The organism is Minwuia thermotolerans, assembly GCF_002924445.1.
GTDB lineage: Bacteria > Pseudomonadota > Alphaproteobacteria > Minwuiales > Minwuiaceae > Minwuia > Minwuia thermotolerans.
The window spans coordinates 68694-95681 of the sequence record NZ_PIGG01000076.1 but is presented as its reverse complement, the minus strand read 5'-3'; the positions used below and the strand labels follow the sequence as shown (position 1 = coordinate 95681).

The window sequence follows — 26988 nt, the reverse complement described above, 5'->3', positions numbered from 1 at the left end:
GTCAATGGAGACAGCATGAGCCCACAAGCCGACCTTCGCCGCCACACGCGGCGATTCCAGGCGCCTGTCCCGCGCAAGGGCATCGCCCAGACGCTCACGTCCTTCGGCGGCTTTTTCGCCACCTGCGCGGCGATGTACCTCCTGAGCGGATATTCCCACTGGGCGGCGCTGGCGCTGGCGCCGCTGGCCGCGGGCTTCCTGGTGCGCATCTTCATCATCCAGCACGACTGCGGACACTACGCGTTCTTCGGCGGACGCCGGGCGAATGCGATCGTCGGATTCGCCTGCAGCCTGCTGACCCTGGCCCCCTTTGCCTCCTGGCGCCGGCAACATGCGGGCCACCACGGTATCTGGAACGATCTCGACCGCCGTCAGAGCGGCGCCGACATCTATTCGTCCTGCCTGACGGTCGCGGAGTACCGGGCGCTCAGTCCCGTGCGCCGCGCCTGGTACCGGGCGACCCGCCACCCGCTCGTCGCCAACGTGCTGCTGCCGCCGCTGGTGTTCATCGGCCTGTTCCGGTTCCCGTTCGACACGCCGCGAACCTGGAAGCGCGAACGCCGCGCAGTTCACATCACCAACCTTGCGCTCATCGCCATGTTCGGCGGACTGGGCCTGCTGCTGGGCTTCGGCGAAGTGGCGACCGTGCAGCTGCCGGTCATGGTTCTCGCGTCGATCATCGGCGTCTGGCTGTTTTCCGTCCAGCACCGCGGCGAGAACACGATCTGGGCCCGGAACGCCGACTGGGATCCGGTCACGGCGTCGATGCGGAGTTCGACCTATCTGCGGCTGCCGGCCGTTCTGCGCTGGTTCACCGGCAATATCGGCTATCACCATGTCCATCACCTGAACCCGCGCGTGCCCAACTACCGGCTTCGGGAATGCCACGAATCGGAGCCGGCGCTGCGCGACGTGCCCACCCTGTCGCTCCGGGACGGATTCCGCGCCATTCAGTACAGCCTCTGGGACGAGGCGCGCGGCCGCATGGTCACATTCCGCGAGGCGGCCGCAGCGGGGCAGCGGAAATGACCCGGCTGACGGTGCGGCACCGCACGGCCTACCGCTACCGCGTTCCGGTCGCGCCGGGTCCGCACCGGCTGATCCTGCGTCCGCGGGAGAGCCGCACGCTGCAGCTGCATGCGCACGAGCTGGAAATCTCACCGGCCGCCACCGTGACCTGGGCCAACGACGTCGCCGGCAACGCCATCGCGACGGCCACGTTCCGCGAACCCACCGACACCCTGATCATCGACAGCACCGCCGAGCTGACGCTCGACGCCGACCGCTGGCCGGTCTTCGACATCGACGCTTCGGCGGCCAGCTATCCGTTCCTGCTGAGCGAGGACGAGATGACCGATCTCGGCGCGCTGCGCCTGCAGGCCTATCTCGATCCCGCCGGGCGGCTGCGCGAATGGGCTGAGGGTTTCGTCGCCGGCGCGGGCACCGACACCCTGTCGCTGCTCAAGGACATCGGCAACGGCGTCGCCGCCCGGATCGCGTATGAGGAGCGCGAGGACGACGCCGCGCAGTCGCCCGTCGAGACGCTGGCTCGCGGCCGGGGGTCGTGCCGCGATTTCGCGGTGCTGTTCGTGGATGCCGTGCGCAGCCTGGGGTTCGGCGCGCGGATCGTCTCCGGCTACCTCTACGATCCCGACCGGGACGCGATCGGTTCCGCCGGCGCCGGCTCGACCCACGCCTGGGCCGAGGTCTACGTCCCCGGGGCCGGCTGGATCATGTTCGATCCGACCAACCGCAGCGTGGGCGGCTTCAACCTGATCCCGACCGCGGTGGCGCGCCATATCCGCCAGACGATGCCGGTGTCGGGCAGCTTCGCCGGCGGCGCGGACGCGTTCGAGGCGCTGGAGGTAGCCGTGACCGTAGCGCCCGCGCCGGCATAGACGCCGCCTACCGCGCCAGGCGCTGCAGCAGCCGTTCCGCCTGCCGTCGGCAGCCCGCGCCGGCCATCCAGGCGGCGCGCCGGGCGTCCGTCTCCAGCGACGCCGGCACGAAGCGCAGCCGCACCTCGGCCGGGCGCGGCGCGATGGCGAGGCGGATGGCGTAACGCCCGCCGTCCTCGGCCGGCAGGGCCGCAGGCCAGTCGAGGAACTGTTCGCCTTCCAGCCACAGCGCGGTGACCGGCTCAAACGAACCGGTCAGCACGGTCTCGGATTCGGCGGCCATCAAGGCCGGGCGCCAGAGCCGGATCGCGGCGCCTTCGGGCACGCAGACATCGCCCGAACGGCCCACGTCGACGACATAGACCGCCTCGGCCACCTGGCCCGGCGCGGCGCGGATCGCGCCCAGCACCTGCTTCTCCTCCTCGCGCTCGCTGACCAGCTTGCCCAGATTGGCCATCAGCCCGCCACTGCCGGCATCCGGCGCGGCAGCCGCCCCCAGCGGGCCCTCGAAGGGACCGTCGACGGTGCGGGTCGAACCGTCCGGTTCGACGATGACGATGCTGGCGCCGGCGGGCACGCTGACGGCCTCACCCGGATCGAGAAAGGCGCCGGCCTCCAGGCCGGGCGCGGTCGATTCGATGACGACGATCTCGCTGGCCTGAGCAGCCCATGCCAGAAGGCCTGTGGCCATGAGGAGGCCGGCGAACAGCGCGCGGCGGAGCAGGTGGTCCATCACTTCTCCCTCAGTTCGAAGGTCGAGCCGCGCTCGCCGGCCGCCAGCCGTGCGAGATGCAGGGCGATCAGCGGGTCTGCCGGGTGCCGCCGGCCCAGTTCCGCAAACCGCCGCGCCGCCTCCTCGGGCGCGTTGTCGAGCGCTTCCATGGCCAAGAGATAGCACGCGGCGTCCTCGCGCTGTAGCCCGTCGAGCGGGGCGAAGACCGCGACCGGCGTCTTCTTGCCCTTCAGCACCACCTGGCCCACCGGGCGCAGCGACGGCAATGCCTCCGGGTCGCCGGCGGCTTCGAGTGCGGCGCCGCTGATCGCCACCCGGGTGCCGAAGCTCTTGTTCGCCCCCTCCAGCCGGGCGGCGGTGTTCATGGCGTCGCCCATTGCCGTGTAGTCGAAGCGCCGCTCGCCGCCGAAATTACCCACCGTCGCCTCGCCGCTGTGCACCCCGATCCGGGTCACGCCCAGACCGTCGGCGACATGGCGGTGGCGGAAGTCCTCGGCGAAGACGTCCAGCGCCAGCGCGCAATCGATGGCACGGCGGGCATGGTCGGGCTGATCGACCGGCGCGCCGAACAGCGCCACGACCGCATCGCCGATGAACTTGTCCAGCGTGCCGCCATGGTCCAGGACGATGCGGCTCATGCCGTCCAGATAGGCGTTGAGCAGCGCCGTCAGTTCCGCGGCGGGCAGCTTCTCGCTCATCGAGGTGAAGCCGGCGATGTCTGTGAACAGGAAGCTCAGCCTGCGCCGCTCGCCGCCCAGCTTCAGCCGCTCCGGCGCGGCGGCCAGCGCGTCGACCAGCTGCGGCGCGACGTAGTGGGCGAAGGCGTTGCGGATGAAGCGCTTCTCGCGCCGGTTGCGCAGCGCATCGAGGCTGCCGGCGGCGGCGAAGGCGAGCACGAAGGCGGCGGCCGTCGGGGCGATCGGCAGCAGCAGGTCCTCGGCGCGGATGGCCTGAAGCGCGGCGGCGAGCCAGGCGGCCGGCAGGACCAGGCCCGCCAGCGCCTGCTGCCAGAAGGGACGCCCGCTGAATCCGACCGCCGCGCCGAGCAGTCCCGCCGCCAGGGCGATGGCCAGCGCGCCCGTGCGCCCGGTTCCGTCGAGCGCGCGGCCGTCCAGCATCTGGGCCGTGACATGGGCGTGGACGATGACGCCCGGCAGACTGGCCGGGGCTTCCGGGTCGGCCGAAAGCGCGGTGCGGTGGCGGTCCTGCTGCGGCAGGTCGGCGCCGATCAGCACCGCCCGGCCCTCCAGCCAGTTGCGCAGCACGGCCGGCCGGGCCGCCATCAGCGGCAGGCCGTGCGCGGGCAGGATCTGGAACGGCTCCTTGCCGTCGGCGGTGCGGCCCAGCCAGTCGATGATCTCCGGCGCCCGCGCTTCCGATGCCACCGCCGCGGCCGGCAGGGAGCGCATGCCCGACGCCGCATCGACGGGGACGTGACGGCGGACGATCCCGTCGCCGTCGAACAGCAGACCCGCCGCGCCCGGCTCGGCGCCGCTGGCCTCGATGAAGGATTCCAGCCAGGCCTGCTGCTTCTCCGTCAGCCCGGCGCGGGCGTCGCCCCAGGCCACGACGACGGGCGCAGGAAAGTCGCGGATCGCCTTCGCCAGGCGGAGGTCCTTCTCCGGCTCGGTCGGCTGGTCGAACAGGATGTCGAAGGCGACGCTGCGCACCCCGGCGTCGCGGATGGCCTCCAGCATGTCCGCCAGAAAGCCCCGGTCCACGGGCGAGCGGTAGGGCAGGCGCGCCATCGTCGCCTCGGTGATGGCGACGACCGAAATCCCCGGATGCTGGGCGGGGGCCGGGGGCCGCGCCACGGCCTGCAGGCGGTCGGTCAGTCCGCCTTCCAGGGCGGCGAACGGCGGCAGGCCGCCGAACATGCCGAGCGACGCCGCCGCCGCGGCCCCGGCGACCAGCAGGCCGAGCGTCCAGCGCCGCCATCCGCCGGGCAACGCCCGCAGCCAATCCCCTCGCCTCGCCAGCAATCCCGCCCCTCTTTCATGTGCCGGTTCCTCCGCTTCACTATGCCGCCCCGGCCCGCCAAAGTCTTTAACCGGAACGGAAATCTGTGGCAAAGTTCACCTTCAACTCGTCCGAGGGAACACCGGAAAACAACATGACGCTTCCTGTCCTGGTCCGGCTCTTCGCCGCCGCGGCCCTGCTGCTGGCGGCCGCTGCGTGCTCGATGCACATCGAGACGCCGCCGATCGAACCCATGAACCCCGAGCCGGAGCTGTCGGAGACCCGCAAGGCCAGGCTGGCGGCGATCGACCTGGGTGACAAAGCCCCGCCCATGCCGGCCATCGAGGAACTCCGCATCCCGCCGATCGATCCGGATGTGCGTCTGCCCCGGGCCGGCGAGAAGACCGCCTTCGGCCTGACGGTGACGCCGGAGCTCGAGCAGCTCTGGCGGGCGGCTCTGGACAAGGACTGGCAGTACTGGGAGGCCCGGCTGCAGGAGGCCGAGGCCTCACTGCCCGACACGCCGGAGGCGAAGTTCTTCCTGCAGTCGCTGCGCATCCAGACGCTGATCCATGCGGGCCGGACCGACGACGTGTTCATCGCGCTCGAGACCTTCCGGGACATGGAGTACGCCCTTTTCGGCGACAACGCCGAGACGCTTTCCCAGTACGGCCAGGTGCATTTCTGGCTGGGCGAGCCCGACAAGGCGATCGGCTACTACACCCAGCTTCTCGCCGACGCGGGCGACTGGTGGATCCCGGATTTCTTCTACGGCATCCCCGACAACACCGGCACGGTGACCCGCATCGCCAAGGCCATGGCGCGGGCCTATATCGGCATGGCCGGCGCCTACCTGATGAAGCACGACTACGCGAAGGCGGTGCACTGGGGCCAGCGCGGGCTGGAACGCCAGCAGCAGGTCATCCGGCTGACGCAGCATCCGGTCTTCGGGCTGGTGGTGAAGGCCGACGCCCATCTCTATGAGGGCGAGGCCTGGCTGCTGACCTTCCTCGGCTCCGCCAGGATCGGCCTGACCGGCGACGTTGAAGGCAACCGCCCGATCCTCGAGAAGGCCGAGGCCTATTTCGAACAGGCGCAGTACCGCTGGAGCGATCTGGTGGTGAAGTCGATCAGCGACTATGCGCTCTACGACATCGGCCTGAAGCCGCAGGCGACCGACCTCATCGGCGTGCTGCCCGCGCCGGCGCCGGCGACGGCGGAACGCCTGTCCCGGGCCGTGCGCTTCCGCCCCGACGATCTGACCGCGCGCGAGGACATGACGCTCCCCGTCCCGGCCCGCCACACCATCGCGCTGCCCGGCGAGGGCGAGGTGAACAGCTACGACTTCGTCGTCACGCCGGCGCTGGCGCGCGTCAACGACGCCTTCCTGGCCGGCGAGTACGAGACCGCGCTGGATCACCTGGACGACGCCGCGATCGAGGCCGACGGACCGCTGCAGCGCTGGCACGCCTCCTTCAGCCGGGCGCGCACGCTCATCGCCGCCGGCCGGGCGGCGGACGCCGAGGCGGAGCTTGCGCGGACCGAGGCATTGGAGATCGCCTACTTCGGCACCAACCTGGGCAGCCGGGCGCTGCGCGGCGAGGTGCGGTTCTGGCTGGGCGACTACGAGGCCGCGATCCGCGACGAGCTGTCGGTCGTCGAGGCCCTGGGCGACTTCCGCGCGCCTACGCTGTTCGTCTTTCCGCCTCAGATCCCGCAGCTCGCGCTGATGAACCGGGCGCAGTTCCGGGCCTATCTGGTCATCGCCAACGCGCTGATGTTCCAGAGCGACTACGCCGCCGCCCTGCCCTGGGCCGAGGCCGCCGAGCAGCTGTTCGAGGAAAGCCACTACGCCTGGCAGCACCAGCTCTACAGCGCCTATCTGAAGCTGGACGCGGACATGTTCTACGGCCGCGGCGTGAACCTGGCGGTGATCGCGGCGGCGCGGATGCAGGATGGCGGCGACACCCAACGCGCCGACCGGACCTTCGCCTCCGCCCGCGCCTATCTGCAGGCCATGGGTTATGACGCCGGCGTTTCAATCGTCGAGGCGGTCCGCGCCCGGGCCCTGCTCGACGCCGGAGAGCCCGCAAAAGCCGAGACGGTCGCCGCCGCGGCCGCCGAACAGGCCGCGCGGCGCGGCCTCGCCGGTATGTTGTGGCAGCTTCAGGCGCTCCGCGGCGAGGCGCTGCTGGCGCTCGGCCGGCCGGCGGAGGCCGAGAGCGCCTACCGCGCCGCGCAGCTCGGCATCGAAGGCGTCACCGGCGCGCTCTCCACCGACAGCGCCAAGCGCCGCTTCGGCGTCGGCAAGGACGAGGTGACGCGCGTCCTCGCGGATCTCGCCCTGGCGCGCGGCGATCTGGACGCGGCATTCGCCGATCTGGAACGTGGCCGGGCCCGCGCCTTCGTCGACATGCTGGGCCGGCGGAGCGTGGCCGAGGGACGCCAGGCGGAACTGGTGGAGCGCATCCGCGGCGTCTCCGACGCCATCCGCCGCCAGCGCATCGTCAATGCCGCGCCTGGCGCCGGCACGGCCGAAGGGGTCACCCGCGTCGCCGGGCTGATGGACGACCGGGCGGCGCTGGTGACGGAACTGCGCCGACGCGATCCCGAGATGGCCGACGTTCTGAACGTCTCCAGCCGGCCGCTGGCCGAGATACGCGGCCGGCTCGCCCCGCAGGACCGCCTGCTCTATGCCCTGCCGGCCGCCGACGGCGGCGAGCCGATCCGCTTCCTGGACATCCGCCGCGGCGGCGTCGCGCTCGGGACGACGGCGATGACCGGAGACGAACTGGAGCGGGCGCTGACGCCCTTCGCCTCCGACGAGCCGTTGAGGCATGCGCCGGCGCAGACGGCGGCGGCGCGGACGATCACCGAGGGGCTCGGCCTCGATGGCGGCGCGGACAGCGGCGTCCTCTATGTGGTGCCGAGCGGTCCGCTCTATTTCGTGCCGTGGGGCGCGCTCGCGATCGAACGACCCGTGGTCGTACTGCCCACGGGCGGCTGGCTCGCCCGGGGCGCCGAAGGTCGGAGTCGCGTCCGCCGGGCGGCCATCGTCGGCGACCCGCATCTCGGCACCAGCTGGGTTTCCCTGCCGGGCGCCCGGACCGAGGCGGAAGACATCGGCCGGCTCTACCGCGCCGAGACGCTGCTTGGGGGCCAGGCGACCGAGACCGCGCTCCGCGCTGCGGTCGGCGACGGCGTCGGCGTGCTCCACCTGGCGACGCATGGCCTGTTCGACGCCCGCGATCCGCTGGCCTCGGCCATCCTGCTCAGCGACGGGACCGGCCAGGCGCCGCTCACCGCCGCGCGCCTGTTCGAGCAGCCGCTGGCCGCCGATCTGGTCGTGCTGTCGGCCTGCGAAACCGGCCTGGGCGCGGCGACGGCGGGCGACGATTTCCTGGGGCTTGCGCGCAGCTTCTATCTCGGCGGCGCGCGGGCCGTGGTGAACAGCCTCTGGCCGGTGCACGACAGGCCGACGCGGATCTTCATGACCGAGTTCCACCGTCTCGCCCGCGGCGGCGACTACGGCGGCGCCTGGCTGGCCGCCCGCGACCGGCTCAGGGCCGAGGGTTTCCCGCCTTCGGTCTACGGCGCGTTCGTGCTCGGCGGCGCGGCTTCCGGCTGAGGCGGCGATGACCCGGCCCGTCGCCCACCCCGTCCTGGCGGAGATCGAACGCCGCCGGGCGGGCGGGCCGCGCGACCCGGACATCCGGCTGGCCCTGGTGATCGAGGGCGGCGGCATGCGCGGCGTGGTCTGCGGCGGCATGGTCGCGGGACTGGAAGCGCTGGGCCTCACCGAGGTCTTCGACGAGGTGATCGGCAGTTCCGCCGGGGCAATCGCCGGCGCCTATTTCGTCGCCGGTCAGGCCGCCTTCGGCACGCGCATCTTCTACGAGGAAATCAACAACCGCCGCTTCATCTGGAAGCCGCGGCTGTTCATGCGCCGGCCCGTGGTCTCGGTCGACTTCCTGCTGGACGATGTCTGCCGCGACGCCAAGCGGCTGGACTGGCGCGCCGTGCTGGCGGCCCGCTCGCGGCTGGTCTGCGTCGCCGCCAACCTCGACCGGGAATGCGCCGCGGCGCTGACCGGTTTCGCCGACGACAAGGCGCTGTTCGCGGCGATGAAGGCCAGCGCCCGCATCCCGGCCGTGGCCGGGCCGCCGGTCGTCATCGATGGCGAACGCCATGTCGACGCCGGCGTGTTCGAGAACATCCCGCTGGCCACCGCCGACAGTCGCGGCGCGACGCATGTGGTGGCGCTGTTGACCCGGCCCGAAGACACGCCGGCACCGGAACTGGAGCGGATCGAGCGCTTGCTGATCGTGCCCTGGCTCGACCGCCAGAAGCCGGGCCTCGGCGCCGGCTACCGCCTCTCGCCGGCGCGCTACGCCGGTGAACTGGCCCGCGCACGGGGTGTCGCCCCCTGCCCTGACGGGGCTGCCGTCCTGGCGATCGCGCCGACGGCGGCGCGGCCGGAGATCTCCAATATCGAGGTGGATGCGCGGATTCTGCAGCAGGGCGCGCTGGACGGCTACACGGCCGTCCTCGACGCGTTCGGCCGCCCGGCCCCGACCACACCGCCGGCGGCGCTGCGCCTCGACCGCCTCGGCTAGCCGATCGCGCGGCCGATCTTCAGGAACTTCTCGCGGCGGCGCTCCAGCAGCTTGTCGGCGGGCACCGCCTCCAGCTCCTTCAGGGTCTCCGCGATCACGTCGCCCAGCCCCATGATGGCGGCGCCCGGATCGCGGTGGGCGCCGCCCACGGGCTCCTCGATCACCATGTCGGCGACGCCGAGGCGCTTCATGTCCTGCGCGGTCACCTTGAGCGCCTCGGCCGCGTCCTGGGCGCGGTCGGCGGAGCGGAACAGGATCGACGAGCAGGCCTCGGGCGAGATCACCGAATAGACCGAGTTCTCCAGCATCACCACCCGGTCGCCGACGGCCAGCGCCACGGCGCCTCCGGAACCGCCCTCTCCCGTGATGCAGGCGATCAGGGGCGTCTTCACGTTCAGGCAGACCTCGATGCAGCGGGCGATGGCCTCCGCCTGGCCGCGCTCCTCGGCGCCGACGCCCGGATAGGCCCCGGCGGTGTCGACGAAAGTAAGGATCGGCAGACGGAAGCGCTCGGCCAGCTTCATCAGCCGCTGCGCCTTGCGGTAGCCCTCGGGACGGGCCATGCCGAAATTGTGCTTCAGCCGCGCTTCGGTGCTGGCGCCCTTCTCGGTGCCGATGACCATCACGCTGCGTCCGCGGAAGCGGCCCATACCGCCCATCATCGCCTTGTCGTCGCCATAGGCGCGGTCGCCGGCGAGCGGCGTGTAGTCCCGGATCAGACCGTTGATGAAATCACCCGCATGGGGCCGCTCGGGATGGCGCGCGACCTGCGTCTTCTGCCACGGTGTCAGGGTCCGGTAGGTGTCGGTCAGAAGCTTCTGGACCTTGGCCTCCAGGGTTCCGACCTCGCTGTCGATATCGACCTCCTGGCCGCCCTCGGCCAGATGCCGCAGTTCGCGGATCTTGCCTTCCAGTTCGGCGATGGGCTTTTCGAAATCGAGATAGGTCTTCATGTTCCGTCCGCGTTGTTGGGCTGCCGGCAGGACTAGCGCAACATCTGCCCGCCGTCCACGGCGACCGTCTGACCGGTGATCCATGAGGCCGCGTCGGAGGCCAGGAAGACGGCGAGGTTGGCGACCTCCTCCGGTGCGCCCATGCGGCCGAAGGGAATGGAGGCCTGGATCGAATCGTAAAGGGGCCGGTTGTGCTGGCGCGCCTGGTCCCAGACGCCGCCCGGAAACTCGATCGAGCCGGGCGCGATGCAGTTGACGCGGATGTTCTTCTCCGCCAGCGCCGCAGCCTGGGTGGTGGTGTACTGGATGACCGCGGCCTTCACCGCGCCATAGGGCGGCGTCCGGGTCGAGTTCTGCAGGCCCGAGATCGAGGAGATGTGGACAAGGCTGCCGCCGCCGGACTTCTCGATCAGCGGGATCGCCGCCCAGCCGGCCCGGACCAGCGCCATCAGGTCGACGTCGATGCTCTTCTTCCAGCCTTCCTCGTCGTCGCCACGCCCGAAGCCGGACGGATTGTTGACCAGCACGTTGAGGCCGCCAAGCGCGGCGGCGGCTTCTTGGATGTAGACTTCAAGCCTTTCGGGGTCAGCGACGTCGCAGATCGCCGTGTGCACCGTCACGCCGGCTTTCTCCAGCTCGCCCCGGGCGGCGTCGAGCGATTCCTGTCCCCTGGCGCAGATCGAGACGTTGGCGCCCTCCGCGGCGAAACCCTTCGCGATGCCGAGGCCAATGCCCCGGCTGCCGCCGGTGACGATGACGTTCCTGCCCTTGAGGCCGAGTTCCATGGACTTCCCCCGCTCGATATTGCTTGATTCCCCGGCGCGGACGCGCGTCCCGCAACCATATGGACACGACCGGCCCGAAAGGAACCCGCAACATGGCGATTTCGGCGGAATTCCGCGACCATCTGCTGGAACTGCTCGATCCCCTGGGCGGCGTCGAGGCGCGGCGCATGTTCGGCGGCGCGGGCCTGTTCAGAAGAAACCTCATGTTCGCGCTGATCGTCGGCGACGTCGTCTATCTGAAGACCGATCCGACGACCCGGGCCGCCTTCGAAGCGCGCGGCAAGGGGCCCTTCGCCTATGACACGAAACAGGGCCGGCGCGTCATCGCCGGGCTGCACGAACTGCCCGAGGAACTGTTCGACGAGCCGGACGAACTGGTCGAATGGGCCCGCACGGCGTTCGAGGTCGCCTGCCGCGCCGACGCCGCGAAATCGCCGTCCAAGCGCAAGCGGGTCTGACGGCGGGGCGCGATCCTGCGTATGTCATCCCGGCCTTGCGCGGGGATCGGGATCAGGACGAACCGTCGCCCGAACCTTACGAACATTGGAGACGGCGGGCCGGCCGGCCCATCCATCCCCGGCCCGCCTGCGTTTCAGGCCTCGCCGACGCAGTCCATCATCGCGGCCTCGGCGGCGTCTTCGGCGGACTTGCCGCCCCAGAGGACATACTGGATCGCCGGATAGATGCGTTCGCATTCGCTGAAGGCGATTTCGAACAGCGCCTCGATCTGGTTCGGATCAATCTCGCCGTCCGCGCCCAGGAGCAGGGCGTGACGGAACAACAGCAGCCCCTCGTCGCGCCAGAGGTCGAAATGACCGATGGTCATGCGTTCGTTGGCCAGGATGACCAGCGGATGCAGCGCCTTCTGCCGGCCCTCCGGCAGCTTCATGTCGAAGACGCAGGCGAAGTGGAGGGCGTTGATCTCCGGACGCCAGGAAATCCACAGATGGAAGTCGCACCACTTGCCGCTGACGCCGACCGTCATTTCCTCCTCGGTCGAGCGTTCGACGGGCCATTCATTGGCGTCGACGAACTCCTCGATCGTGTCGAGCGGATTGATGACGGACGGTTCAGCGAGTTCGATCAACAGTCCCATGAGATCGTCCTCCACTGCTGGATGCGCCAGGGCCGAAACCCTGCACATATGGAGCGTAAAGCGAATCGCTACGCTAGATATAGGCTAAGTGTGGCGGAGTCAGGGCGTCAACAAACTTGCGCCCGACGCGTCAAGCGCCCGCGTCGCCGGCCTTTTTCCGACGCGGCGCACGCTTCGGTTTCTTCAGTTCGGCGATTTCGCGGCGAAGCGATTCGATTTCGCCCGACAGTCGCTCGTTTTCCATACGCGCCTCGGCCGCCATTTCCTTCACCGCCTCGAAGCTGTCGCGGTCCACGAGGTCCATGTCGGCCAGAATGCGTTCCAGCCGCGTGCGCACCGCCGCCTCGGCCTCGTCGCGGGCGCCCTGCATGGCGCCGGCGGCGGAGGTCATCAGCCGGGCGATGTCGTCGAACAGCGGGTTTCGCGTCTGCATGTGAGCCTCGCTTGCGGTCGAGGCCGGACTATGACGCGGATGGGTCCGGGGGCGCAACGCGTCAACGCCGCACGGGGCCGATACGCGCCAGCAGTGTCGGCAGATCGGCGAGATAGGGCAGTCTGGCCTGCGCCCGCGCGACCGAGTCCCGGTCGATTACCGCGCCGATCAGCGTCTCGTCGGCGACCCCGGCCCGGGCGCGGACCTCGCCGAAGGGCGAGACGATGCAGCTCAGTCCCGCACAGGCGAGGCCGTTCTCCTCGCCCGCGTGGTCGGCATAGACCATCCAGACACCGTTCTCGAAGGACCGGGCCGGAATCGTGGCGTCGGCGACGACCCGCCATTGCCGCGCCAGAGCCGTCGGCACGAGGATCGCCTCGGCCCCCGCCCGGGCGAGCGCGCGGACGGCTTCGGGGAATTCCGCCTCGTAGCAGATCAGCATGCCGCAGCGCAGGCCGGCGACCTCGAAGACGGCCGGGGGCTGATCGCCGGACGCAAAGACCTCGCCCTCATAGCTCGGCGGCAGAAGAAGCTTGCGGCGGCGGTTCAGTACGCCCCCGTCAGGCCCGATGCAGAGGGCCGCGTTGTAGAGCCGGTCTCCGTCGCGCTCCGGGTAGCCCCAGGCGAGGGCCGTGCCGCGCCGCCTCGCGAGATCGGCCGCGGCCTGCGCGAAGGGGCCATCCGCCGGTTCCGCGCGCTCCCGGATCCGGTCGAGCCCGATGTTGTAGCCGGACATGAACAGCTCCGGGCAGACCACCAGGTTATGGGACTGGTCGTCCATGGCCCGTTCCAGACGCGCGAGCCGGTCCGTCGGACGGCCGCCGGGCCCGCTCTGGAAGACGCCGACGCGCACCGGGCGCGCGTCCGCCGCTCAATCCGCCGCCTCGGCCGCCGCTTCCTCGGGCTGCCAGCGCAGCACCGGGTTCCGCGCCGCCCGGGTCTCGTCGAGCCGCCGCCTCGGCGTCAGAACCGGCGCCTGCTCGAACATCTCCGTCTCGCCGGCCTTCGCCTTCTCGACGAGGCCGCGCATGACGCGGATGAACTCGTCCAGCGTGCCGCGGTTTTCCGTCTCGGTCGGCTCGATCAGCATGGCGCCGTGGACGACCAGCGGGAAGTACACCGTCATCGGGTGATAGCCCTCGTCGATCAGGGCCTTGGCCAGCCCCATCGTGTCGACGCCGCTGCCGTTCAGGCCCTTGTCGGAGAACAGGGCCTCGTGCATGCAATGACCCGCATAGGCGGGCGGCAGCACGTCCTTCAGCCCGGCGAGAACGTAGTTGGCGTTGAGCACCGCGTCCTCGGCCACCTGCTTCAGGCCGTCCCTGCCGTGGCTCATCATGTAGGCGAGGGCGCGCACGAACATGCCGAACTGGCCGTGAAAGCCCTTCATGCGGCCCACACGCTGGCCGCCGTCGTGCTCGACCAGCTCGAAGGCGCCGTCCTTCTCCACCACCATCGGCAGCGGCGCATAGGGCGCCAGCGCCTCCGAGAAGACCACCGGCCCGGACCCCGGCCCGCCGCCGCCATGGGGCGTGGAGAAGGTCTTGTGCAGGTTGATGTGCATGGCGTCGATGCCCAGGTCGCCGGGCCGCACCTTGCCGACGATGGCGTTGAAGTTGGCGCCGTCGCAGTAGAAGTAGCCGCCGACCGCATGGATCTTCTCGGCGATCTCGACGATGTCGGTCTCGAACAGGCCGCAGGTATTGGGGTTGGTCAGCATCACCCCGGCGACATCGTCGCCCAGCTTCTCCTCGAAGGCCTTCATGTCGACCCGGCCGCTCTCGTCGGCGGGAATGGCGTCGACGGCATAGCCGCACATGGCCGCTGTCGCCGGGTTGGTGCCGTGCGCCGACTCCGGCACCAGCACGCGGCTGCGGCTCTCGCCCTTCGCGTCGAAGGCGGCGCGGATGGCCATCAGGCCGCAGAGTTCGCCATGGGCGCCGGCGCCGGGCGAGAGCGCCACCGCCGGCATGCCGGTCAGCGTCGTCAGCCAGTGCGCCAGTTCGTGCATCAGCCGCAGCCCGCCCTGCACGGTGGAGACCGGCTGCATCGGGTGCAGGTCGCCCAGGCCGCCCAGGCGCGCCACCTTCTCGTTCAGGCGCGGGTTGTGCTTCATGGTGCAGGAGCCCAGCGGATAGAAGCCGTAATCGATGGCGTAGTTCATCCGGCTGAGGCGCACGAAGTGGCGCACGACCTGCGGCTCCGACAGGCCGGGCAGGCCGATCGGGCCCTTGCGCTTCAGCCCGCCGAGGCGGCTCGCCGCCTTCGGGCCTTCGGGCAGGTCGACGCCGCTCCGGCCACGGGCGTCCTGTTCGAAGATCAGCGGCTCGTCGCGGTCGAGACCGCGCGCGCCGGAAATGGTCTGCTTCGCTTCGGTCATGCCAGCGCCTCCTTCAGCGCGTCGCGGAACGACGCGATGTCTTCTTCGGTCACCGTCTCGGTGGCGGCCACGATCAGCAGCCGCGCGCGGCTTTCGTCGCCCGGCCAGAGCCGGGAGCCGGGAATGCCGCCCAGCACGCCCTTCTCCGCCAGCGCCTCGACCACCGGGCCGGCCGGCTTCGGCAGCTCCAGCGTGAATTCGTTGAAGAACACGTCCGTCTTCAGGCCGACGCCGTCGATGGCCGACAGCGCCTCCGCCGCCGCCGCCGCGGTGCGGTGGTTGAGATCGGCGAGCGCCGTCATGCCGCTCTCGCCCAGCAGCGTCGCGTGGATGCAGAAGGCCAGGGCGCAGAGGCCGGAATTCGTGCAGATGTTGCTGGTCGCCTTCTCGCGGCGGATGTGCTGTTCCCGGGCGTTGAGCGTCAGCACGTAGGAGCGGCGGCCGTCGACGTCGACGGTCTCGCCGGCCAGCCGGCCGGGCATCTGGCGGACGAACTTGCGCCGGCAGGCGAACAGGCCGACATGCGGCCCGCCGAAGCTGAGCGGCACACCCAGGCTCTGGCCTTCGGCCACCACGATATCGGCGCCCATGTCGCCCGGCGGCGTCACCGCGCCCAGCGAGACGACTTCGGCCACGGCCACGATCAGCAGAGCGCCCTTCGCGCGGCAGGCCTCGGCCAGCGGGCCGAGGTCGCGCAACTGGCCGTAGACGTCCGGGTTCTGGACCACCACCGCCGCCGTGTCGTCGTCGATGGCGCCGGCGAGATCCTCCTCGGCGCCGGGCGCGGCTTCCAGCGCCACCGTCTCGAAGTCGGTGAAGCGCGTCAGGTTCAGCGTCGCGTCGCGGTAGTGCGGATGCAGCCCGCCGGACAGCACTGTCCTGCGGCGCTTGTTCACCCGGTGGGCCATCAGCACCGCCTCGCCGCAGGCGGTCGCGCCGTCGTACATGGAGGCGTTGGCGACCTCCATGCCGGTCAGCAGCGCGACCTGGGTCTGGAACTCGAACAGGTACTGCAGCGTGCCCTGGGCGATCTCAGGCTGGTAGGGCGTATAGGAGGTCAGGAATTCGGAGCGCTGGATCAGGTGATCCACCGTCGCCGGGATGTGGTGGTGATAGGCCCCGCCGCCGATGAAGCACGGCGCCGTCGAGGGGCTGAGGTTGTCCGCCGCCAGCTTCCGGAAATGGCGCTCCACCGCCATCTCGCTCATGTGGTCGGGCAGGCCCTCGATCGGTGCGTTCAGCACCCTGGCGGGCACGTCGTCGAACAGCTCGTCGATGCTGCCGACGCCGATCGCCTTCAGCATCATCGCCCGGCTGTCGGGCGTCTGCGGCAGGTAGCGCATCAGTTCAGGGTCTCCAGGTAGTCCTCATAGGCCTGCCGGTCCATCAGGCCGTCCAGTTCGGACCGGTCGTCCAGCGTCATGCGGTAGAACCAGCCGTCCCCCTCGGGGCTTTCGTTCACCAGCGCGGGGTTGTCGTCCAGGGCCTCGTTGCGTGCGGTGACCTCGCCGGAGACCGGCGCGTAGACCTCGCTCGCCGCCTTCACGGATTCGACCACCGCGGCCTCGGCGCCCCGCTTCACCTTCGCACCCGGCTCGGGCAGCTCGACATAGACGACGTCGCCCAGCTGATCCTGGGCGTAGTCGCTGATGCCGATGGTGGCCTCATCGCCGTTCAGTTCGATCCATTCGTGATCGCGGGTGAATTTCATCTCGGACATCGGTGCGTGGCTCCTGCTCAGCGCTTGTAGTTGCGGGTAACGAAAGGAAGGACCGTGACGGTCATGGGCAGCGCCCTGCCGCGCTGCACGGCCGCGACCGCGCCGCCGGGGCGCGCGAACCCGGCGGCGACATAGCCCATGGCGACCGGATGACCCGCCGTGGGGCCGAAGCCGCCGGAGGTGACGCGGCCGATGACATTGCCGTCGGCGTCGGCGATCTCCGCCCCCTCGCGGACCGGCGCGCGGCCTTCCGGCTTCAGGCCGACGCGCAGCCGGGCGGGCCCGTCGGCCAGTTCCTTCAGGATGCGGTCGGCGCCGGGAAAACCGCCCTGCTCGCGGCGGCGTTTCTGCATCGCCCATTGCAGGCCGGCCTCGACGGGCGAGGTGGTTTCATCGATGTCATGGCCGTAGAGACACAGACCGGCCTCGAGCCGGAGCGAATCCCGCGCGCCGAGGCCGATCGGGTTCACTCGTTCGTCGGCCAGCAGGCGCTCGGCCAGTTCCTCGACGCGGCCGGCCGGGACGGATATCTCGAAGCCGTCCTCGCCGGTATAGCCGGAGCGCGAGATCCACAGATCCACGCCCTCCCACATGAAACCGGTAGCCTGCATGAAGCTCAGCGTCTCGACACCGGGCACGATCGCCTGCAGCGCCGCCTCGGCCTCGGGGCCCTGCAGCGCCAGCAGGGCACGGTCGTCCAGTGTCTCCAGACGGACGCCGGCCGGCAGGCGCTCGCGCATGTGGGCGACGTCGCCTTCCTTGCAGGCGGCGTTGAGCACCAGCAGCAGATCCTCGCCGCGGCGGGTGACCATGAAATCGTCGATGATGCCGCCCTGGTCGTTCAGCAGCATGGAATAGCGCTGCCGGCCCGGCTTCAGCTCCTGCACATTGGACGGGATCAGGGCCTCGAGGGCCTTGTCGGCGTCGGGCCCGCTCAGGCTGACCTGGCCCATGTGGGAGACGTCGAACAGGCCGGCCGCCTCGCGGGTATGGCGGTGCTCGGCCATGATCCCCTCGAACTGCACGGGCATGTCATAGCCGGCGAACGCGACCATTCGCCCGCCCAGACGGCGGTGCAACTCGTTCAGGGGGGTCGTCCGTACGCCGTCCGCGCTCTCGTTCACACCGATCCTCCGCGACAGGTCCATTGGCACGCGCCCGCCACGACCGGTTTTCACCGCGGCCGGCATGCCCCCTCTGTCACGGAACCTGAGAGATTGCGCCGGAGAGAACCTCTCTCCCGCCTTACCCCTTCGGTGAGGAAGACGGCCTCGGCCGCCTGCCTGCTTTCCAGAGCGTCGTCCTTCAGCGGTCCCTATTGCCTGAGAGTTTCCGGGGCGGTTGCTCCTTCGGCGCCGGACGGGCGGGCCCGTCCGGTCTCTCCCACTGAATTCGACCGAACGCGCACCAATGTGCCGACGATTCATCATGTCGTCAATTGGCCAGCGGATGACGATCCGATGACATTTCCCGCCGATTGCCCTTGCGGAAACCCCTCAGGCTTGAAACCATTTGCTCCCGTGGCGCGGCCCCGGGGCGGACGGAAAAGCAACTAAGGGAGGAGCCGTCAGATGTCGGGAGGAAGAGCCGAAGGCCCCAGAAACATCGCCATTGTGGGGCCCTATCTGAGCGGGAAGACCTCGCTGCTCGAAAGCATTCTCTTCGCCACCGGAGCGGTCGACCGCAAGGGCGGGGTGAACCAGGGCAACACGGTCGGCGACGGTTCGGCCGAGGCGCGCGAGAAGCAGATGAGCGTCGAGGTGAATGCCGCCACGACCGTCTATCTGGGCGACGAATTCACCTTTCTCGACTGTCCCGGCTCCATCGAGTTCATCCAGGAAGCCGCGAATGCGCTGGTCGGCGTCGACGCGGCGGTGCTGGTCTGCGAGGCCGACCCGGCCAAGGCGACGGCGCTGCAGCCCTGGCTGAAGCTGCTGGACGAACTGGACCTGCCGCGTTTCATCTTCGTGAACAAGGTCGACCGCGCCAGCGGCGACGTGCAGACCGTCACCGAAGCGCTGCAGGCCGTCAGCCAGAAGCCGCTGATCCTGCGCCAGCTCCCCATCGTCAAGGACGAGATCATCACCGGCTATGTCGACCTGGTCCAGGGCCGGACCTACGTCTACCGCGAGAGCGGGCCGTCCGAGCTGATCGAGGCGGAAGGCGACGTCGCCGACGCGCTGGGCGAGGCCCGCTTCGCCATGCTGGAGCAACTCGCCGACTTCGACGACCATCTGATGGAAGAGCTGCTGGAGGACATCGAGCCGGAGAAGGCCGAGATCTTCCGCGATCTGACCGACAACATGCAGGCCGGCAACATCGTCTCCGTGCTGATCGGCGCGGCGGAGCGGGAAAGCGGCGTGCGCCGTCTGTTGAAGGCGCTGCGCCACGAGGTGCCGGGTCACGGGACGGCGGCGGCTCGGGCCGGCGTCGATCCCGCCTCGAAGGAAACCGTCGCCCAGGTGCTGAAGACCTATCACACGCAGCATGGCGGCAAGCTCTCCCTGGTCCGCCTCTGGTCCGGCTCGATCGCCGAAGGCGACGTCCTCAACGGCGACCGGGTCGGCTCCCTGGGCCAGCTCATGGGCCAGCAGTTCAACAAGCTCGACCGCGCCACGGCCGGCCAGGTGGCGACGCTGGGCCGGATGGAGGGCATCGTCACCGGCGACGTGCTGACCGGCGGCGGCGAGGCGCCGGAACTGCGCCGCGCGCCGCGCTTCGCGCCGGTCTTCGCGCTGGCGCTGAATGTCGAGAACCGCAATGACGAGGTGAAGCTGTCCGGGGCGCTGGCCAAGCTGATGGAGGAGGATCCGTCGCTGTCGGTGGAGCAGAACGAATCCACCCGCCAGATGCTGCTCTGGGGGCAGGGCGACCAGCACCTGAAGGTCGCCGTCGCGCGCCTGAAATCCAAGTACGGCGTCTCCGTCGAGACCGAGAAACCCAAGGTCCCCTACAAGGAGGCTATCCGGAAGGGCGTGACACAGCATGCCCGCCACAAGAAGCAGTCCGGTGGCCACGGCCAGTTCGGCGACGTTACCGTGGAGATCAAGCCCCTGCCGCGCGGATCCGGCTTCCAGTTCGGCGACAGCATCACCGGCGGCGTCGTGCCCAAGCAGTACATTCCCGCCGTCGAGGCCGGCGTGAGGGAGTATCTGAGCCACGGGCCGCTGGGCTTCGAGGTGGTCGACCTTGCGGTCACGCTCACCGACGGCAAGTATCACGCCGTCGACAGCTCCGAGCAGGCCTTCAAGACCGCCGGCCGCATGGCCATGGCGGAAGGGCTGCCGCAATGCGATCCGGTGCTGCTGGAACCCATCCTGCAGGTGCAGGTCATGGTGCCCAACGAGCACACGGCTTCGGTCAACAACCTGATCAGCGGCCGGCGCGGGCAGATCCTGGGCTTCGACGCCCGCGAGGGCTGGCCCGGCTGGGACCGGGTCTCGGCCTATCTGCCCCAGGCGGAGGTGGGCGACCTGATCGTCGAGCTGCGCTCGCTCACCCAGGGCGTCGGCACCTTCACCTTCGAGTTCGACCGCCTGCAGGAAGTGACCGGCCGCGCCGCCGAACAGGCCATGGCCAACGCCGCCGCCTGACGCCTGCTCTTGTCCCCGGCGGGAGGAGCGCCGAAGATGCGCGCCGCCAACAAGGGGGACAGAGCGCATGGACAGGGCCGAACAAGCGGCGCGGGAACTGATGAACGTCCGGACCGGCCGACGGCGGATTGCGGCGTTGCCGCCCGGGCTTGCGCCGGCGGACCCCGAAGCCGCCTACGGCATCCAGCGCCACATGCGCCGGCTGATCGGCGAGGGCGGAGCCGGCCGCCAGATCGGCTGGAAGATCGGCTGCACCAACGAACGCGCGCAGGCCCATGTCGGCATCGACGAGCCGTTCTACGGCGGCGTCTTCGAAGCCACGGCCTGGACCTCGCCCGCCGAGATCGACGCCAGCGGCTTCTTCATGACCGTGATCGAGGCGGAGATCGGCTTCCTGATGGGCGAGGACCTGCCGGCAGCCGCGGCGCCCTACGACCCCGGCTCGGTGGCGGACGCGGTGAAGGCCGTGCTGCCCTGCATCGAGATCGTCGACAGCCGCTACGAGGACTGGACCGGCGTCGGCACAGCCCACATGATCGCCGACAATGGCAGCCATGGCGGCTGGATCCGCGGCGCCCCGGTCGCCGACTGGCAGGGCCTCGACCTATCCGAGATCGAGGTGACGCTTTCAGTGGACGGCGAGACCGTCCGCGAGGGCAACGGCTTCGCGGTGATGGGCAATCCGATCAACGCGCTGACCTGGCTGGCCAATGTCCGCGCCGTCTACGCCCGGGACGGGCTGAAGGCCGGCGACTTCGTCTCCACCGGCACGACGATCGACGTCTATCCGGCGAAGGCCGGCGAAAGCCTGGTCGCCGATTTCGGCCCCCTGGGGGAGGTCAGGTTCCGGATCGTCTGATCGCCGGCGCGTCACGGCCCTTTGATTGGCGCGTCAGCGCCGTGGGGGGCAACTTGGTTTCCCTAAACGAAGCCACAGGGAGTCCGACATGCTGATCCGGAAACGACGCGGCTGGGAGATCCCGGAGAGCCAGGTGACGCCCGAGCATGTCTTCCTCAACCGCCGCCAGATCCTGAAGGCCGCCGGTTTCGGCGCCGCCGGCATCCTGGCGTCGCGCGGCATCGGCCCGGCCCGCGCGGACGAGGAGACGATCCCCACCGCCGACCTCTACCCGGCGGCGCGCAACGACGCCTACACGGTCGAGCGCGCCATCACCGACAAGGACATCAACTTCACCTACAACAACTTCTACGAATTCGGCTCCCACAAGCGCATCTACCGCGACGCCCAGGACCTGGAGATCCGGCCCTGGACCGTCGAGATCGCCGGCATGGTCGACAACCCGAAGACCTGGGACATCGACGACCTGGTGCGGACCATGGGCGTGGAGGAGCGGGTCTACCGCCACCGCTGCGTCGAGGCCTGGTCGATGGTCGCGCCCTGGGCGGGCTTCCCGCTGGCGAAGCTGGTCGCCGCCGCCGGCCCGAAACCGGACGCGAAATACGTTGTCTTCAAGACCTTCATGGACCCCGATACGGCCCGCGGCCAGCGCCAGAGCTGGTACCCCTGGCCCTATATCGAGGCGATGACGGTCGCCGAGGCGATGAACGAGATGCCGTTTCTGGTCACCGGCGTCTACGGCCAGCCGCTGGTCAAGCAGATGGGCGCGCCGATCCGCCTCGCCCTGCCCTGGAAATACGGCTTCAAGTCGATCAAGTCGATCGTCTCGATCGAGTTCACGGACACGCGGCCGAAGACCTTCTGGGAAGAGATCCAGCCCGCCGAGTACGGCTTCTGGGCCAATGTGAACCCGGAAGTCGACCACCCGCGCTGGAGCCAGGCCACCGAGGAGGTGCTGGGCACTGACGGGCGCGTGCCGACGCAGCTCTTCAACGGCTATGGCGAGCAGGTCGCCCATCTCTACAAGGACATGGACCAGAGCGCCCGCAGTCTCTGGATGTAGGTCCGGCGGCCCTGATTGCGGATTGCCCCATCCGGGCGGCGGGCATTCCCCCTGCGCGGTTTCGTCGGTTCTCCCCCGCGCGCGCCTGTGCTTCAAGACGGCCATGGATACGCAAACTGACACGGCGCCGGAGCCGCTGAAGCCGGCGGCGGGCTTCGTCTCGCCGTACTGGGAAGACTATGCGATCGGCCGGCAGTGGACCGGCGGCCACGAGCCGCTCACCGAGGAATCGATCATCGCCTTCGGCAGGCTCTACGATCCGCAGCCCTTCCACGTCGACCCGGAAGCAGCGAAGGATTCCATCTTCGGCCGGCTGGTCGGCTCCTCCAGCCAGACCATCGCGCTGATGACGCGCATGTGGACGCAGATGCTGATGGCCCACGACCACCTGCTCGCCGGTCCCGGCTATGACGAGATCCGCTTCGAACGCGCCACCGAGCCGGGCGACGTGCTTTCGCTCCGGGTGACCCTGGTCGACAAGCGGCCGCAGCGTTCGCGCGCCGACCGGGGCATGCTCACCTTCCTGGTGGAGGTGCTGCGCCAGGACGGCGAGACGATCCTCTCGGCGCGCGCGCCGATGATCTGCGCCCGCCGTCCGGCCGCCTGATCGGGCGCGAAAGCCGGGCATGACAAGGCCGCCGCGCGGCTGCTATAGAGCCGGCTTCCACCATCCCGGGAAGCCAGTTCCATGCGCACCGCCAGCTATGAACGCAAGACGAAGGAAACCGAGATCGCCGTCGAGCTGAACCTCGACGGCACGGGCGTCTATGACGTCGCCACGGGCATCGGCTTCCTCGACCACATGCTGGAACAGCTTTCCCGCCACAGCCTTATCGACCTGAAGGTGAAGGCGAAGGGCGATACCCACATCGACTTCCACCACACCACCGAGGACACGGGGATCGCCATCGGCACGGCCTTTTCCGAGGCGCTGGGCGACCGCGCCGGCATCGTGCGCTACGGCTCGGCCCTGATCCCGATGGACGAGACGCTGACTCGCGTCGCCCTCGACATCTCCAACCGCCCCTACCTGATCTGGAAGGTGCAGTTCAGCCGCCCGAAGCTGGGCGACTTCGACACGGAGCTGTTCAAGGAGTGGTTCCAGGCCTTCGCCCAGGCCGGCGGCGTCACGCTGCACGTCGAGAATCTCTACGGCGACAACAACCATCACATCGCCGAATCCAGCTTCAAGGGCCTCGCCCGGGCGCTGCGCCAGGGCCTGGAGATCGACCCGCGCAAGTCCGACGCGGTGCCGTCGACCAAGGGCGTTCTCGGCGGGAGCCTGTAGGGAGCCATGAGCGTCGTCATCGTCGACTACGGTTCGGGCAACCTGCATTCGGCGGCCAAGGCCTTCGAGCGTCAGGCGGCCACGCTCGACCGGCGTCCGAATATCCTCGTCTCCGGCCGGCCCGAGGACGCGGCCAACGCCGACCGGCTGGTGCTGCCGGGCGTCGGCGCGTTCGGCGACTGCCGCGCGGGACTGAAGGCCGTGGATGGTCTCTGGGAGGCCGTCGCCGAATTCGTCGAGCGGCGCGGACGGCCCTTCCTCGGCATCTGCGTCGGCATGCAGCTGATGGCGAAGCAGGGCCTGGAGCACGGCGTCCATGAAGGCTTCGGCTGGATCGACGGCGTGATCGACCGCATCACGCCCTCCGATCCGGCGCTGAAGATCCCGCACATGGGCTGGAACGAACTGATCGCCGATACCGACCATCCGGTGTTCCAGGAATTCGGCGACCAGCCGCACGCCTATTTCGTCCATTCCTTCGCCTTCCGCGGCCTGCCGGCGGCGGAATGCCTGGCGACCGTCGATTATGGCGGACCGCTCACGGCGGCGGTCGGCCGCGACAACATGGTCGGCACCCAGTTCCACCCCGAGAAAAGCCAGCATGTCGGCTTGACCCTGATCCGGAGCTTCCTGACATGGACGCCATGAAGAAGCCCGGCGATCACACCACGCTGGTCGAGCGCCTGTCGTCCATCGAGGAGGTGGACCTGCAGGATCTCTGCGACGCCACCGAGGCGGCGATCCGCGACGGCAACGGCTTCGGCTGGCTCGCGCCGCCGCGCCGCAGCGTGCTCGAGTCCTACTGGAAGGGCGTCATCCTGATGCCGGAGCGGGAGCTGTTCGTCGCCTGGCTGGACGGCCGCATCGTCGGCTCGGTCCAGCTCCTCCGCCCGTCCCGTCACAACGAGGCGCAGGCGCATATCGGGCGGCTGACGACCTTCTTCATCGCGCCGCACGCGCGCGGCCTGGGCCTGGCCCGCGAACTGCTGCGCCTGGCCGAGGAGGAAGCCGTCGAGGACGGCTTCCAGCAGCTCGATCTGGACGTCTGCGCCACCCAGACCGCCGCCATCCAGCTCTACGAGCGGCACGGCTTCATCCGCTGGGGCGAGCGGCAGGCCTACGCCATCGTCGATGATCAGCCCGTCGCCGGCTATTTCTACGCCAAGGTCCTGGACCGCAGACGCAAGGCGAAGCCATGAACATCTACCCCGCCATCGACCTGAAGGACGGCAAGTGCGTGCGCCTGCTGAAGGGCCGCATGGAGGACGCGACCGAGTTCAATCCCGATCCGGCCAACCAGGCGGTGCGCTTCCGGGAGGCCGGCTTCGACCGGCTGCACCTTGTCGATCTCAACGGCGCCTTCGACGGACGCTCGACCAACGAGGCGGCAGTCCGCGCGGTGCTGAACGCGACCGACGCGCCGGTGCAGCTCGGCGGCGGCATCCGCGACCGCCGGGCGATCGACAACTGGCTGGAACGCGGCGTCACGCGGGTGATCCTGGGCACCATGGCGCTGCGCAATCCGGCGACCGTGAAGGCCGCCTGCCGCGACCACCCCGAACAGATCGTGGTCGGCATCGACGCCCGCGGCGGCAAGGTCGCCGTCGAGGGCTGGGCGGAGCAGTCGGAGATGGATGCGCTGGATCTGGCGAAGGCCTTCGAGGACGCCGGCGTCGCCGCCATCGTCTTCACCGACATCGACCGCGACGGCGCCTTGCAGGGCGTCAACGCGGAAGCCACCGCCGAACTGGCGCGGGCGATCTCCATACCCGTCATCGCGTCGGGCGGCGTCGCCGGCATCGAGGACGTGAAGCGCCTCAAGGCGCTGGAAGACGCCGGTATCGAGGGCGTCATCATCGGCCGCGCACTCTACGACGGCCGCCTCGAGCCCATGGAGGCGCTCAGGATCGCGCGCGACAACATTGTCTAGAAGCAGGTTGCCGTTCGCGCTTTCCACAGGCCCGGTTGCCGCACCTTTTGCGAGTCCTGGGGCCGGCGCAGCCGGAGCCCGGGATCCACGCCTGAGCCCCTCCGCATCTCGCGTCATCGCCGGACCGGCTCAGGCGTGGATCCCGGACCGGGCCTTCGGCCCGTCCAGGATTCGGGCATGGTTTGGGAGAGCGGCATGCTGAAGGCGCGGGTCATTCCCTGTCTGGACGTCAAGGACGGCCGGGTGGTCAAGGGAGTCAACTTTGTCGATCTGGTCGACGCCGGCGATCCGGTGGAGCAGGCCACGGTCTATGACGCCGCCGGGGCGGACGAACTGTGTTTCCTGGACATCACCGCCAGCCACGAGAAACGCGGCATCCTGCTGGACGTGGTCAGCCGCACCGCCGAATGCTGCTTCATGCCGCTCACCGTCGGCGGCGGCGTCCGCGAGGTCGCCGACGTGCGTTCGCTGCTGCTGGCCGGCGCCGACAAGGTCTCCATCAACACCGCCGCGGTGCATCGCCCCGAATTCGTCTCGGAGGCGGCGGAGAAGTTCGGCAGCCAGTGCATCACCGTCGCCATCGACGCCAAGTCGACCGGCCCCGGGAAGTGGGAAATCTTCACCCATGGCGGGCGCAACCCCACCGGCATCGACGCCGTGCAGTGGGCCCGCGAGATGGAGCGCCGCGGCGCCGGCGAGATCCTGCTGACATCGATGGACCGCGACGGCGCGAAATCGGGCTACGACATTCCGCTGACCCGGACGATCTCCGATGCGGTAGGGGTGCCGGTGATCGCTTCCGGCGGGGTCGGCGATCTGGATCATCTGGCCGACGGCGTCCTCGAGGGCCACGCGTCCGCCGTGCTGGCGGCCTCCATCTTCCATTTCGGAACCTATTCGATCCAGCAGGCCAAGGCACACATGGCCGCGCGCGGCGTCCCTGTGCGGCCGGTCTGACGCGCGGAACCGCGTGCTAGGGTACGAAGGCGCCGATCAGCACCAGGCCGACGCAGGCGACAATCAGCGCGGCGACAAAATAGCGCCAGTGGCGGGTGATACGCCCCTGACGGGCATCCTGCGGGCGGATCTGGATGGGCATTGGTCATGCTCCCATTCTCGGGTTGCGTGAATCGATCTGGCCATCGACCCTCTGGCCTGCAATCGCCGGCCGGGCAGGGAGCGTCCGTCACCTGCGCCGCCGGCGGCCGGAGGGGAGGAAAGACTTGACCGAGATCCGCCCGCCAGAGGGCTTCGTCGAGATGGGGCGCAGCGGCCCGTTCGCCGCCGACAACGGGCCGTTCTATGTCCGCGGACGCGCCGGCGGCGGGTTCGACTATGGTTTCGTCGCCGAACCGCGCCACGAGAATCCGAACGGCATCGTTCACGGCGGCATGCTGATCGCCTTCGCCGATCACTTCCTGGGGCATGCGGTCGTCAGCGCTACCGGGCAGACGTGCGCGACCGTGAACCTGACGACCGACTACCTCGCCAGCGCTCGCACGCCGTCCTGGATCCAGGGAGAGGCCGAGATCGTGAGCCGCAGCCGGAGCATGGTGTTCCTGCGCGCCCTGGTGAGCTGCGGCGACACCCGCCTGCTTTCGGTGAGTTCTGTCTACCGCATTTTCGAGCCGCGCGGCTGAACAGCCATGCGCCCGCAACACGGCCGCGCCCTGTCCCTCGGG

Annotated in this window: 27 protein-coding genes and 2 riboswitches; of the genes, 15 read left to right on the top strand and 12 right to left on the bottom strand. The window is 69.6% G+C overall.

Annotated features, from left to right (window positions below; genetic code table 11):
* Window positions 1-15 precede the first annotated feature (15 nt).
* Complete coding sequence (locus tag CWC60_RS21935; protein ID WP_109796058.1) at window positions 16-1029, top strand: fatty acid desaturase; 1014 nt, start codon at window positions 16-18, stop codon at window positions 1027-1029.
* Window positions 1026-1898 (top strand): transglutaminase family protein, encoded by an 873-nt coding sequence (locus tag CWC60_RS21930; protein WP_109796057.1) that lies wholly within the window; start codon window positions 1026-1028, stop codon window positions 1896-1898. Before CWC60_RS21935 ends, CWC60_RS21930 begins: the two co-directional genes overlap by 4 nt.
* Window positions 1899-1905: 7 nt before the next feature.
* Here CWC60_RS21930 and CWC60_RS21925 read toward each other — a convergent pair whose 3' ends face one another.
* A complete protein-coding gene (locus CWC60_RS21925) occupies window positions 1906-2631 on the bottom strand; it encodes a hypothetical protein (RefSeq protein ID WP_109796056.1) in 726 nt (241 codons plus the stop codon).
* A complete protein-coding gene (locus CWC60_RS21920) occupies window positions 2631-4580 on the bottom strand; it encodes an adenylate/guanylate cyclase domain-containing protein (protein ID WP_109796055.1) in 1950 nt (649 codons plus the stop codon). The genes CWC60_RS21925 and CWC60_RS21920 overlap by 1 nt, the downstream gene beginning before the upstream one ends.
* Before the next feature lie 164 nt (window positions 4581-4744).
* On the opposite strand from CWC60_RS21920, the gene CWC60_RS21915 reads away from it, so the two are divergent.
* Entirely contained in the window at window positions 4745-8218 is a 3474-nt protein-coding gene (locus tag CWC60_RS21915) for a CHAT domain-containing protein (protein WP_109796054.1), read from the top strand.
* A gap of 7 nt (window positions 8219-8225) precedes the next feature.
* The gene (locus CWC60_RS21910; protein WP_109796053.1) at window positions 8226-9206 is read left to right on the top strand and encodes a patatin-like phospholipase family protein; all 981 of its coding nucleotides are present in this window, start codon (window positions 8226-8228) and stop codon (window positions 9204-9206) included.
* Here CWC60_RS21910 and CWC60_RS21905 read toward each other — a convergent pair.
* Window positions 9203-10159, bottom strand: a complete 957-nt coding sequence (locus CWC60_RS21905; protein ID WP_109796052.1) for an acetyl-CoA carboxylase carboxyltransferase subunit alpha — start codon at window positions 10157-10159, stop codon at window positions 9203-9205. The two genes, CWC60_RS21910 and CWC60_RS21905, sit on opposite strands and share 4 nt — an antisense overlap.
* A gap of 32 nt (window positions 10160-10191) precedes the next feature.
* On the bottom strand, window positions 10192-10944 hold the full coding sequence (locus CWC60_RS21900; RefSeq protein ID WP_109796051.1) for an SDR family NAD(P)-dependent oxidoreductase: 753 nt from the start codon (window positions 10942-10944) through the stop codon (window positions 10192-10194).
* Between the two features lie 92 nt (window positions 10945-11036).
* On the opposite strand from CWC60_RS21900, the gene CWC60_RS21895 reads away from it, so the two are divergent.
* The gene (locus CWC60_RS21895) at window positions 11037-11402 is read left to right on the top strand and encodes a TfoX/Sxy family protein (RefSeq protein WP_164516690.1); all 366 of its coding nucleotides are present in this window, start codon (window positions 11037-11039) and stop codon (window positions 11400-11402) included.
* Between the two features lie 134 nt (window positions 11403-11536).
* On the opposite strand, the gene CWC60_RS21890 is transcribed toward CWC60_RS21895, so the two are convergent.
* The 7 genes from CWC60_RS21890 to gcvT all read right to left on the bottom strand — a co-directional run bounded on the left by CWC60_RS21890 (window position 11537) and on the right by gcvT (window position 17703).
* Window positions 11537-12040, bottom strand: a complete 504-nt coding sequence (locus CWC60_RS21890) for a type III secretion system chaperone family protein (protein ID WP_109796097.1) — start codon at window positions 12038-12040, stop codon at window positions 11537-11539.
* A gap of 130 nt (window positions 12041-12170) precedes the next feature.
* The gene (locus tag CWC60_RS21885) at window positions 12171-12473 is read right to left on the bottom strand and encodes an accessory factor UbiK family protein (RefSeq protein ID WP_109796049.1); all 303 of its coding nucleotides are present in this window, start codon (window positions 12471-12473) and stop codon (window positions 12171-12173) included.
* A gap of 61 nt (window positions 12474-12534) precedes the next feature.
* The gene (locus tag CWC60_RS21880) at window positions 12535-13326 is read right to left on the bottom strand and encodes a carbon-nitrogen hydrolase family protein (RefSeq protein WP_109796048.1); all 792 of its coding nucleotides are present in this window, start codon (window positions 13324-13326) and stop codon (window positions 12535-12537) included.
* Between the two features lie 18 nt (window positions 13327-13344).
* Window positions 13345-14853 (bottom strand): aminomethyl-transferring glycine dehydrogenase subunit GcvPB, encoded by a 1509-nt coding sequence (gene gcvPB / locus CWC60_RS21875; RefSeq protein WP_109796047.1) that lies wholly within the window; start codon window positions 14851-14853, stop codon window positions 13345-13347.
* On the bottom strand, window positions 14850-16196 hold the full coding sequence (gcvPA, locus tag CWC60_RS21870) for an aminomethyl-transferring glycine dehydrogenase subunit GcvPA (protein WP_109796046.1): 1347 nt from the start codon (window positions 16194-16196) through the stop codon (window positions 14850-14852). The genes gcvPB and gcvPA overlap by 4 nt, the downstream gene beginning before the upstream one ends.
* Window positions 16196-16573: a glycine cleavage system protein GcvH gene (gene gcvH, locus CWC60_RS21865; RefSeq protein ID WP_109796045.1), complete on the bottom strand. Its 378-nt coding sequence runs from the start codon at window positions 16571-16573 to the stop codon at window positions 16196-16198. The genes gcvPA and gcvH overlap by 1 nt, the downstream gene beginning before the upstream one ends.
* A 17-nt stretch (window positions 16574-16590) precedes the next feature.
* Window positions 16591-17703: a glycine cleavage system aminomethyltransferase GcvT gene (gcvT, locus tag CWC60_RS21860; RefSeq protein WP_420891179.1), complete on the bottom strand. Its 1113-nt coding sequence runs from the start codon at window positions 17701-17703 to the stop codon at window positions 16591-16593.
* A gap of 65 nt (window positions 17704-17768) precedes the next feature.
* Window positions 17769-17869, bottom strand: a riboswitch (glycine riboswitch).
* 3 nt (window positions 17870-17872) lie between these two features.
* Window positions 17873-17969, bottom strand: a riboswitch (glycine riboswitch).
* A gap of 175 nt (window positions 17970-18144) precedes the next feature.
* Here gcvT and CWC60_RS21855 point away from each other — a divergent pair.
* The 9 genes from CWC60_RS21855 to hisF all read left to right on the top strand — a co-directional run bounded on the left by CWC60_RS21855 (window position 18145) and on the right by hisF (window position 26263).
* Window positions 18145-20166, top strand: a complete 2022-nt coding sequence (locus CWC60_RS21855; protein WP_109796044.1) for an elongation factor G — start codon at window positions 18145-18147, stop codon at window positions 20164-20166.
* Window positions 20167-20233: 67 nt separating this feature from the next.
* Window positions 20234-21025, top strand: coding sequence for a 2-keto-4-pentenoate hydratase (locus CWC60_RS21850; RefSeq protein WP_109796043.1), 792 nt, complete (start codon window positions 20234-20236; stop codon window positions 21023-21025).
* Window positions 21026-21113: 88 nt separating this feature from the next.
* Window positions 21114-22088, top strand: a complete 975-nt coding sequence (msrP, locus tag CWC60_RS21845; RefSeq protein ID WP_109796042.1) for a protein-methionine-sulfoxide reductase catalytic subunit MsrP — start codon at window positions 21114-21116, stop codon at window positions 22086-22088.
* A 103-nt stretch (window positions 22089-22191) separates the two neighbouring features.
* Window positions 22192-22695, top strand: a complete 504-nt coding sequence (locus tag CWC60_RS21840; RefSeq protein ID WP_164516689.1) for a MaoC/PaaZ C-terminal domain-containing protein — start codon at window positions 22192-22194, stop codon at window positions 22693-22695.
* 81 nt (window positions 22696-22776) lie between these two features.
* Window positions 22777-23376 (top strand): imidazoleglycerol-phosphate dehydratase HisB, encoded by a 600-nt coding sequence (gene hisB / locus CWC60_RS21835; protein ID WP_109796040.1) that lies wholly within the window; start codon window positions 22777-22779, stop codon window positions 23374-23376.
* A gap of 6 nt (window positions 23377-23382) precedes the next feature.
* Window positions 23383-24024, top strand: a complete 642-nt coding sequence (gene hisH, locus CWC60_RS21830; RefSeq protein WP_109796039.1) for an imidazole glycerol phosphate synthase subunit HisH — start codon at window positions 23383-23385, stop codon at window positions 24022-24024.
* Window positions 24012-24575, top strand: a complete 564-nt coding sequence (locus CWC60_RS21825) for a GNAT family N-acetyltransferase (RefSeq protein WP_109796038.1) — start codon at window positions 24012-24014, stop codon at window positions 24573-24575. Before hisH ends, CWC60_RS21825 begins: the two co-directional genes overlap by 13 nt.
* Window positions 24572-25306 carry a 1-(5-phosphoribosyl)-5-[(5-phosphoribosylamino)methylideneamino]imidazole-4-carboxamide isomerase gene (hisA, locus tag CWC60_RS21820; RefSeq protein WP_109796037.1) on the top strand — a complete coding sequence of 245 codons (735 nt, stop codon included), beginning with the start codon at window positions 24572-24574 and terminating at the stop codon, window positions 25304-25306. The genes CWC60_RS21825 and hisA overlap by 4 nt, the downstream gene beginning before the upstream one ends.
* Window positions 25307-25501: 195 nt before the next feature.
* Window positions 25502-26263, top strand: coding sequence for an imidazole glycerol phosphate synthase subunit HisF (gene hisF / locus CWC60_RS21815; protein ID WP_109796036.1), 762 nt, complete (start codon window positions 25502-25504; stop codon window positions 26261-26263).
* 16 nt (window positions 26264-26279) lie between these two features.
* Here hisF and CWC60_RS24320 read toward each other — a convergent pair whose 3' ends face one another.
* Window positions 26280-26405: a hypothetical protein gene (locus CWC60_RS24320; RefSeq protein ID WP_277422341.1), complete on the bottom strand. Its 126-nt coding sequence runs from the start codon at window positions 26403-26405 to the stop codon at window positions 26280-26282.
* A 124-nt stretch (window positions 26406-26529) separates the two neighbouring features.
* On the opposite strand from CWC60_RS24320, the gene CWC60_RS21810 reads away from it, so the two are divergent.
* The gene (locus CWC60_RS21810; protein WP_164516688.1) at window positions 26530-26946 is read left to right on the top strand and encodes a PaaI family thioesterase; all 417 of its coding nucleotides are present in this window, start codon (window positions 26530-26532) and stop codon (window positions 26944-26946) included.
* Window positions 26947-26988 lie beyond the last annotated feature (42 nt).

Bases quoted from the DNA above. Each gene is read 5' to 3' on its own strand.
- CWC60_RS21935 (WP_109796058.1), top strand. From the start codon at position 16: ATGAGCCCACAAGCCGACCTTCGCCGCCACACGCGGCGATTCCAGGCG.
- CWC60_RS21930 (WP_109796057.1), top strand. From the start codon at position 1,026: ATGACCCGGCTGACGGTGCGGCACCGCACGGCCTACCGCTACCGCGTT.
- CWC60_RS21925 (WP_109796056.1), bottom strand. From the start codon at position 2,631: ATGGACCACCTGCTCCGCCGCGCGCTGTTCGCCGGCCTCCTCATGGCC.
- CWC60_RS21915 (WP_109796054.1), top strand. From the start codon at position 4,745: ATGACGCTTCCTGTCCTGGTCCGGCTCTTCGCCGCCGCGGCCCTGCTG.
- CWC60_RS21910 (WP_109796053.1), top strand. From the start codon at position 8,226: ATGACCCGGCCCGTCGCCCACCCCGTCCTGGCGGAGATCGAACGCCGC.
- CWC60_RS21905 (WP_109796052.1), bottom strand. From the start codon at position 10,159: ATGAAGACCTATCTCGATTTCGAAAAGCCCATCGCCGAACTGGAAGGC.
- CWC60_RS21900 (WP_109796051.1), bottom strand. From the start codon at position 10,944: ATGGAACTCGGCCTCAAGGGCAGGAACGTCATCGTCACCGGCGGCAGC.
- CWC60_RS21895 (WP_164516690.1), top strand. From the start codon at position 11,037: ATGGCGATTTCGGCGGAATTCCGCGACCATCTGCTGGAACTGCTCGAT.
- CWC60_RS21890 (WP_109796097.1), bottom strand. From the start codon at position 12,040: ATGGGACTGTTGATCGAACTCGCTGAACCGTCCGTCATCAATCCGCTC.
- CWC60_RS21885 (WP_109796049.1), bottom strand. From the start codon at position 12,473: ATGCAGACGCGAAACCCGCTGTTCGACGACATCGCCCGGCTGATGACC.
- gcvPB (WP_109796047.1), bottom strand. From the start codon at position 14,853: ATGACCGAAGCGAAGCAGACCATTTCCGGCGCGCGCGGTCTCGACCGC.
- gcvPA (WP_109796046.1), bottom strand. From the start codon at position 16,196: ATGCGCTACCTGCCGCAGACGCCCGACAGCCGGGCGATGATGCTGAAG.
- gcvH (WP_109796045.1), bottom strand. From the start codon at position 16,573: ATGTCCGAGATGAAATTCACCCGCGATCACGAATGGATCGAACTGAAC.
- CWC60_RS21855 (WP_109796044.1), top strand. From the start codon at position 18,145: ATGTCGGGAGGAAGAGCCGAAGGCCCCAGAAACATCGCCATTGTGGGG.
- CWC60_RS21850 (WP_109796043.1), top strand. From the start codon at position 20,234: ATGGACAGGGCCGAACAAGCGGCGCGGGAACTGATGAACGTCCGGACC.
- msrP (WP_109796042.1), top strand. From the start codon at position 21,114: ATGCTGATCCGGAAACGACGCGGCTGGGAGATCCCGGAGAGCCAGGTG.
- CWC60_RS21840 (WP_164516689.1), top strand. From the start codon at position 22,192: ATGGATACGCAAACTGACACGGCGCCGGAGCCGCTGAAGCCGGCGGCG.
- hisB (WP_109796040.1), top strand. From the start codon at position 22,777: ATGCGCACCGCCAGCTATGAACGCAAGACGAAGGAAACCGAGATCGCC.
- hisH (WP_109796039.1), top strand. From the start codon at position 23,383: ATGAGCGTCGTCATCGTCGACTACGGTTCGGGCAACCTGCATTCGGCG.
- CWC60_RS21825 (WP_109796038.1), top strand. From the start codon at position 24,012: ATGGACGCCATGAAGAAGCCCGGCGATCACACCACGCTGGTCGAGCGC.
- hisA (WP_109796037.1), top strand. From the start codon at position 24,572: ATGAACATCTACCCCGCCATCGACCTGAAGGACGGCAAGTGCGTGCGC.
- hisF (WP_109796036.1), top strand. From the start codon at position 25,502: ATGCTGAAGGCGCGGGTCATTCCCTGTCTGGACGTCAAGGACGGCCGG.
- CWC60_RS24320 (WP_277422341.1), bottom strand. From the start codon at position 26,405: ATGCCCATCCAGATCCGCCCGCAGGATGCCCGTCAGGGGCGTATCACC.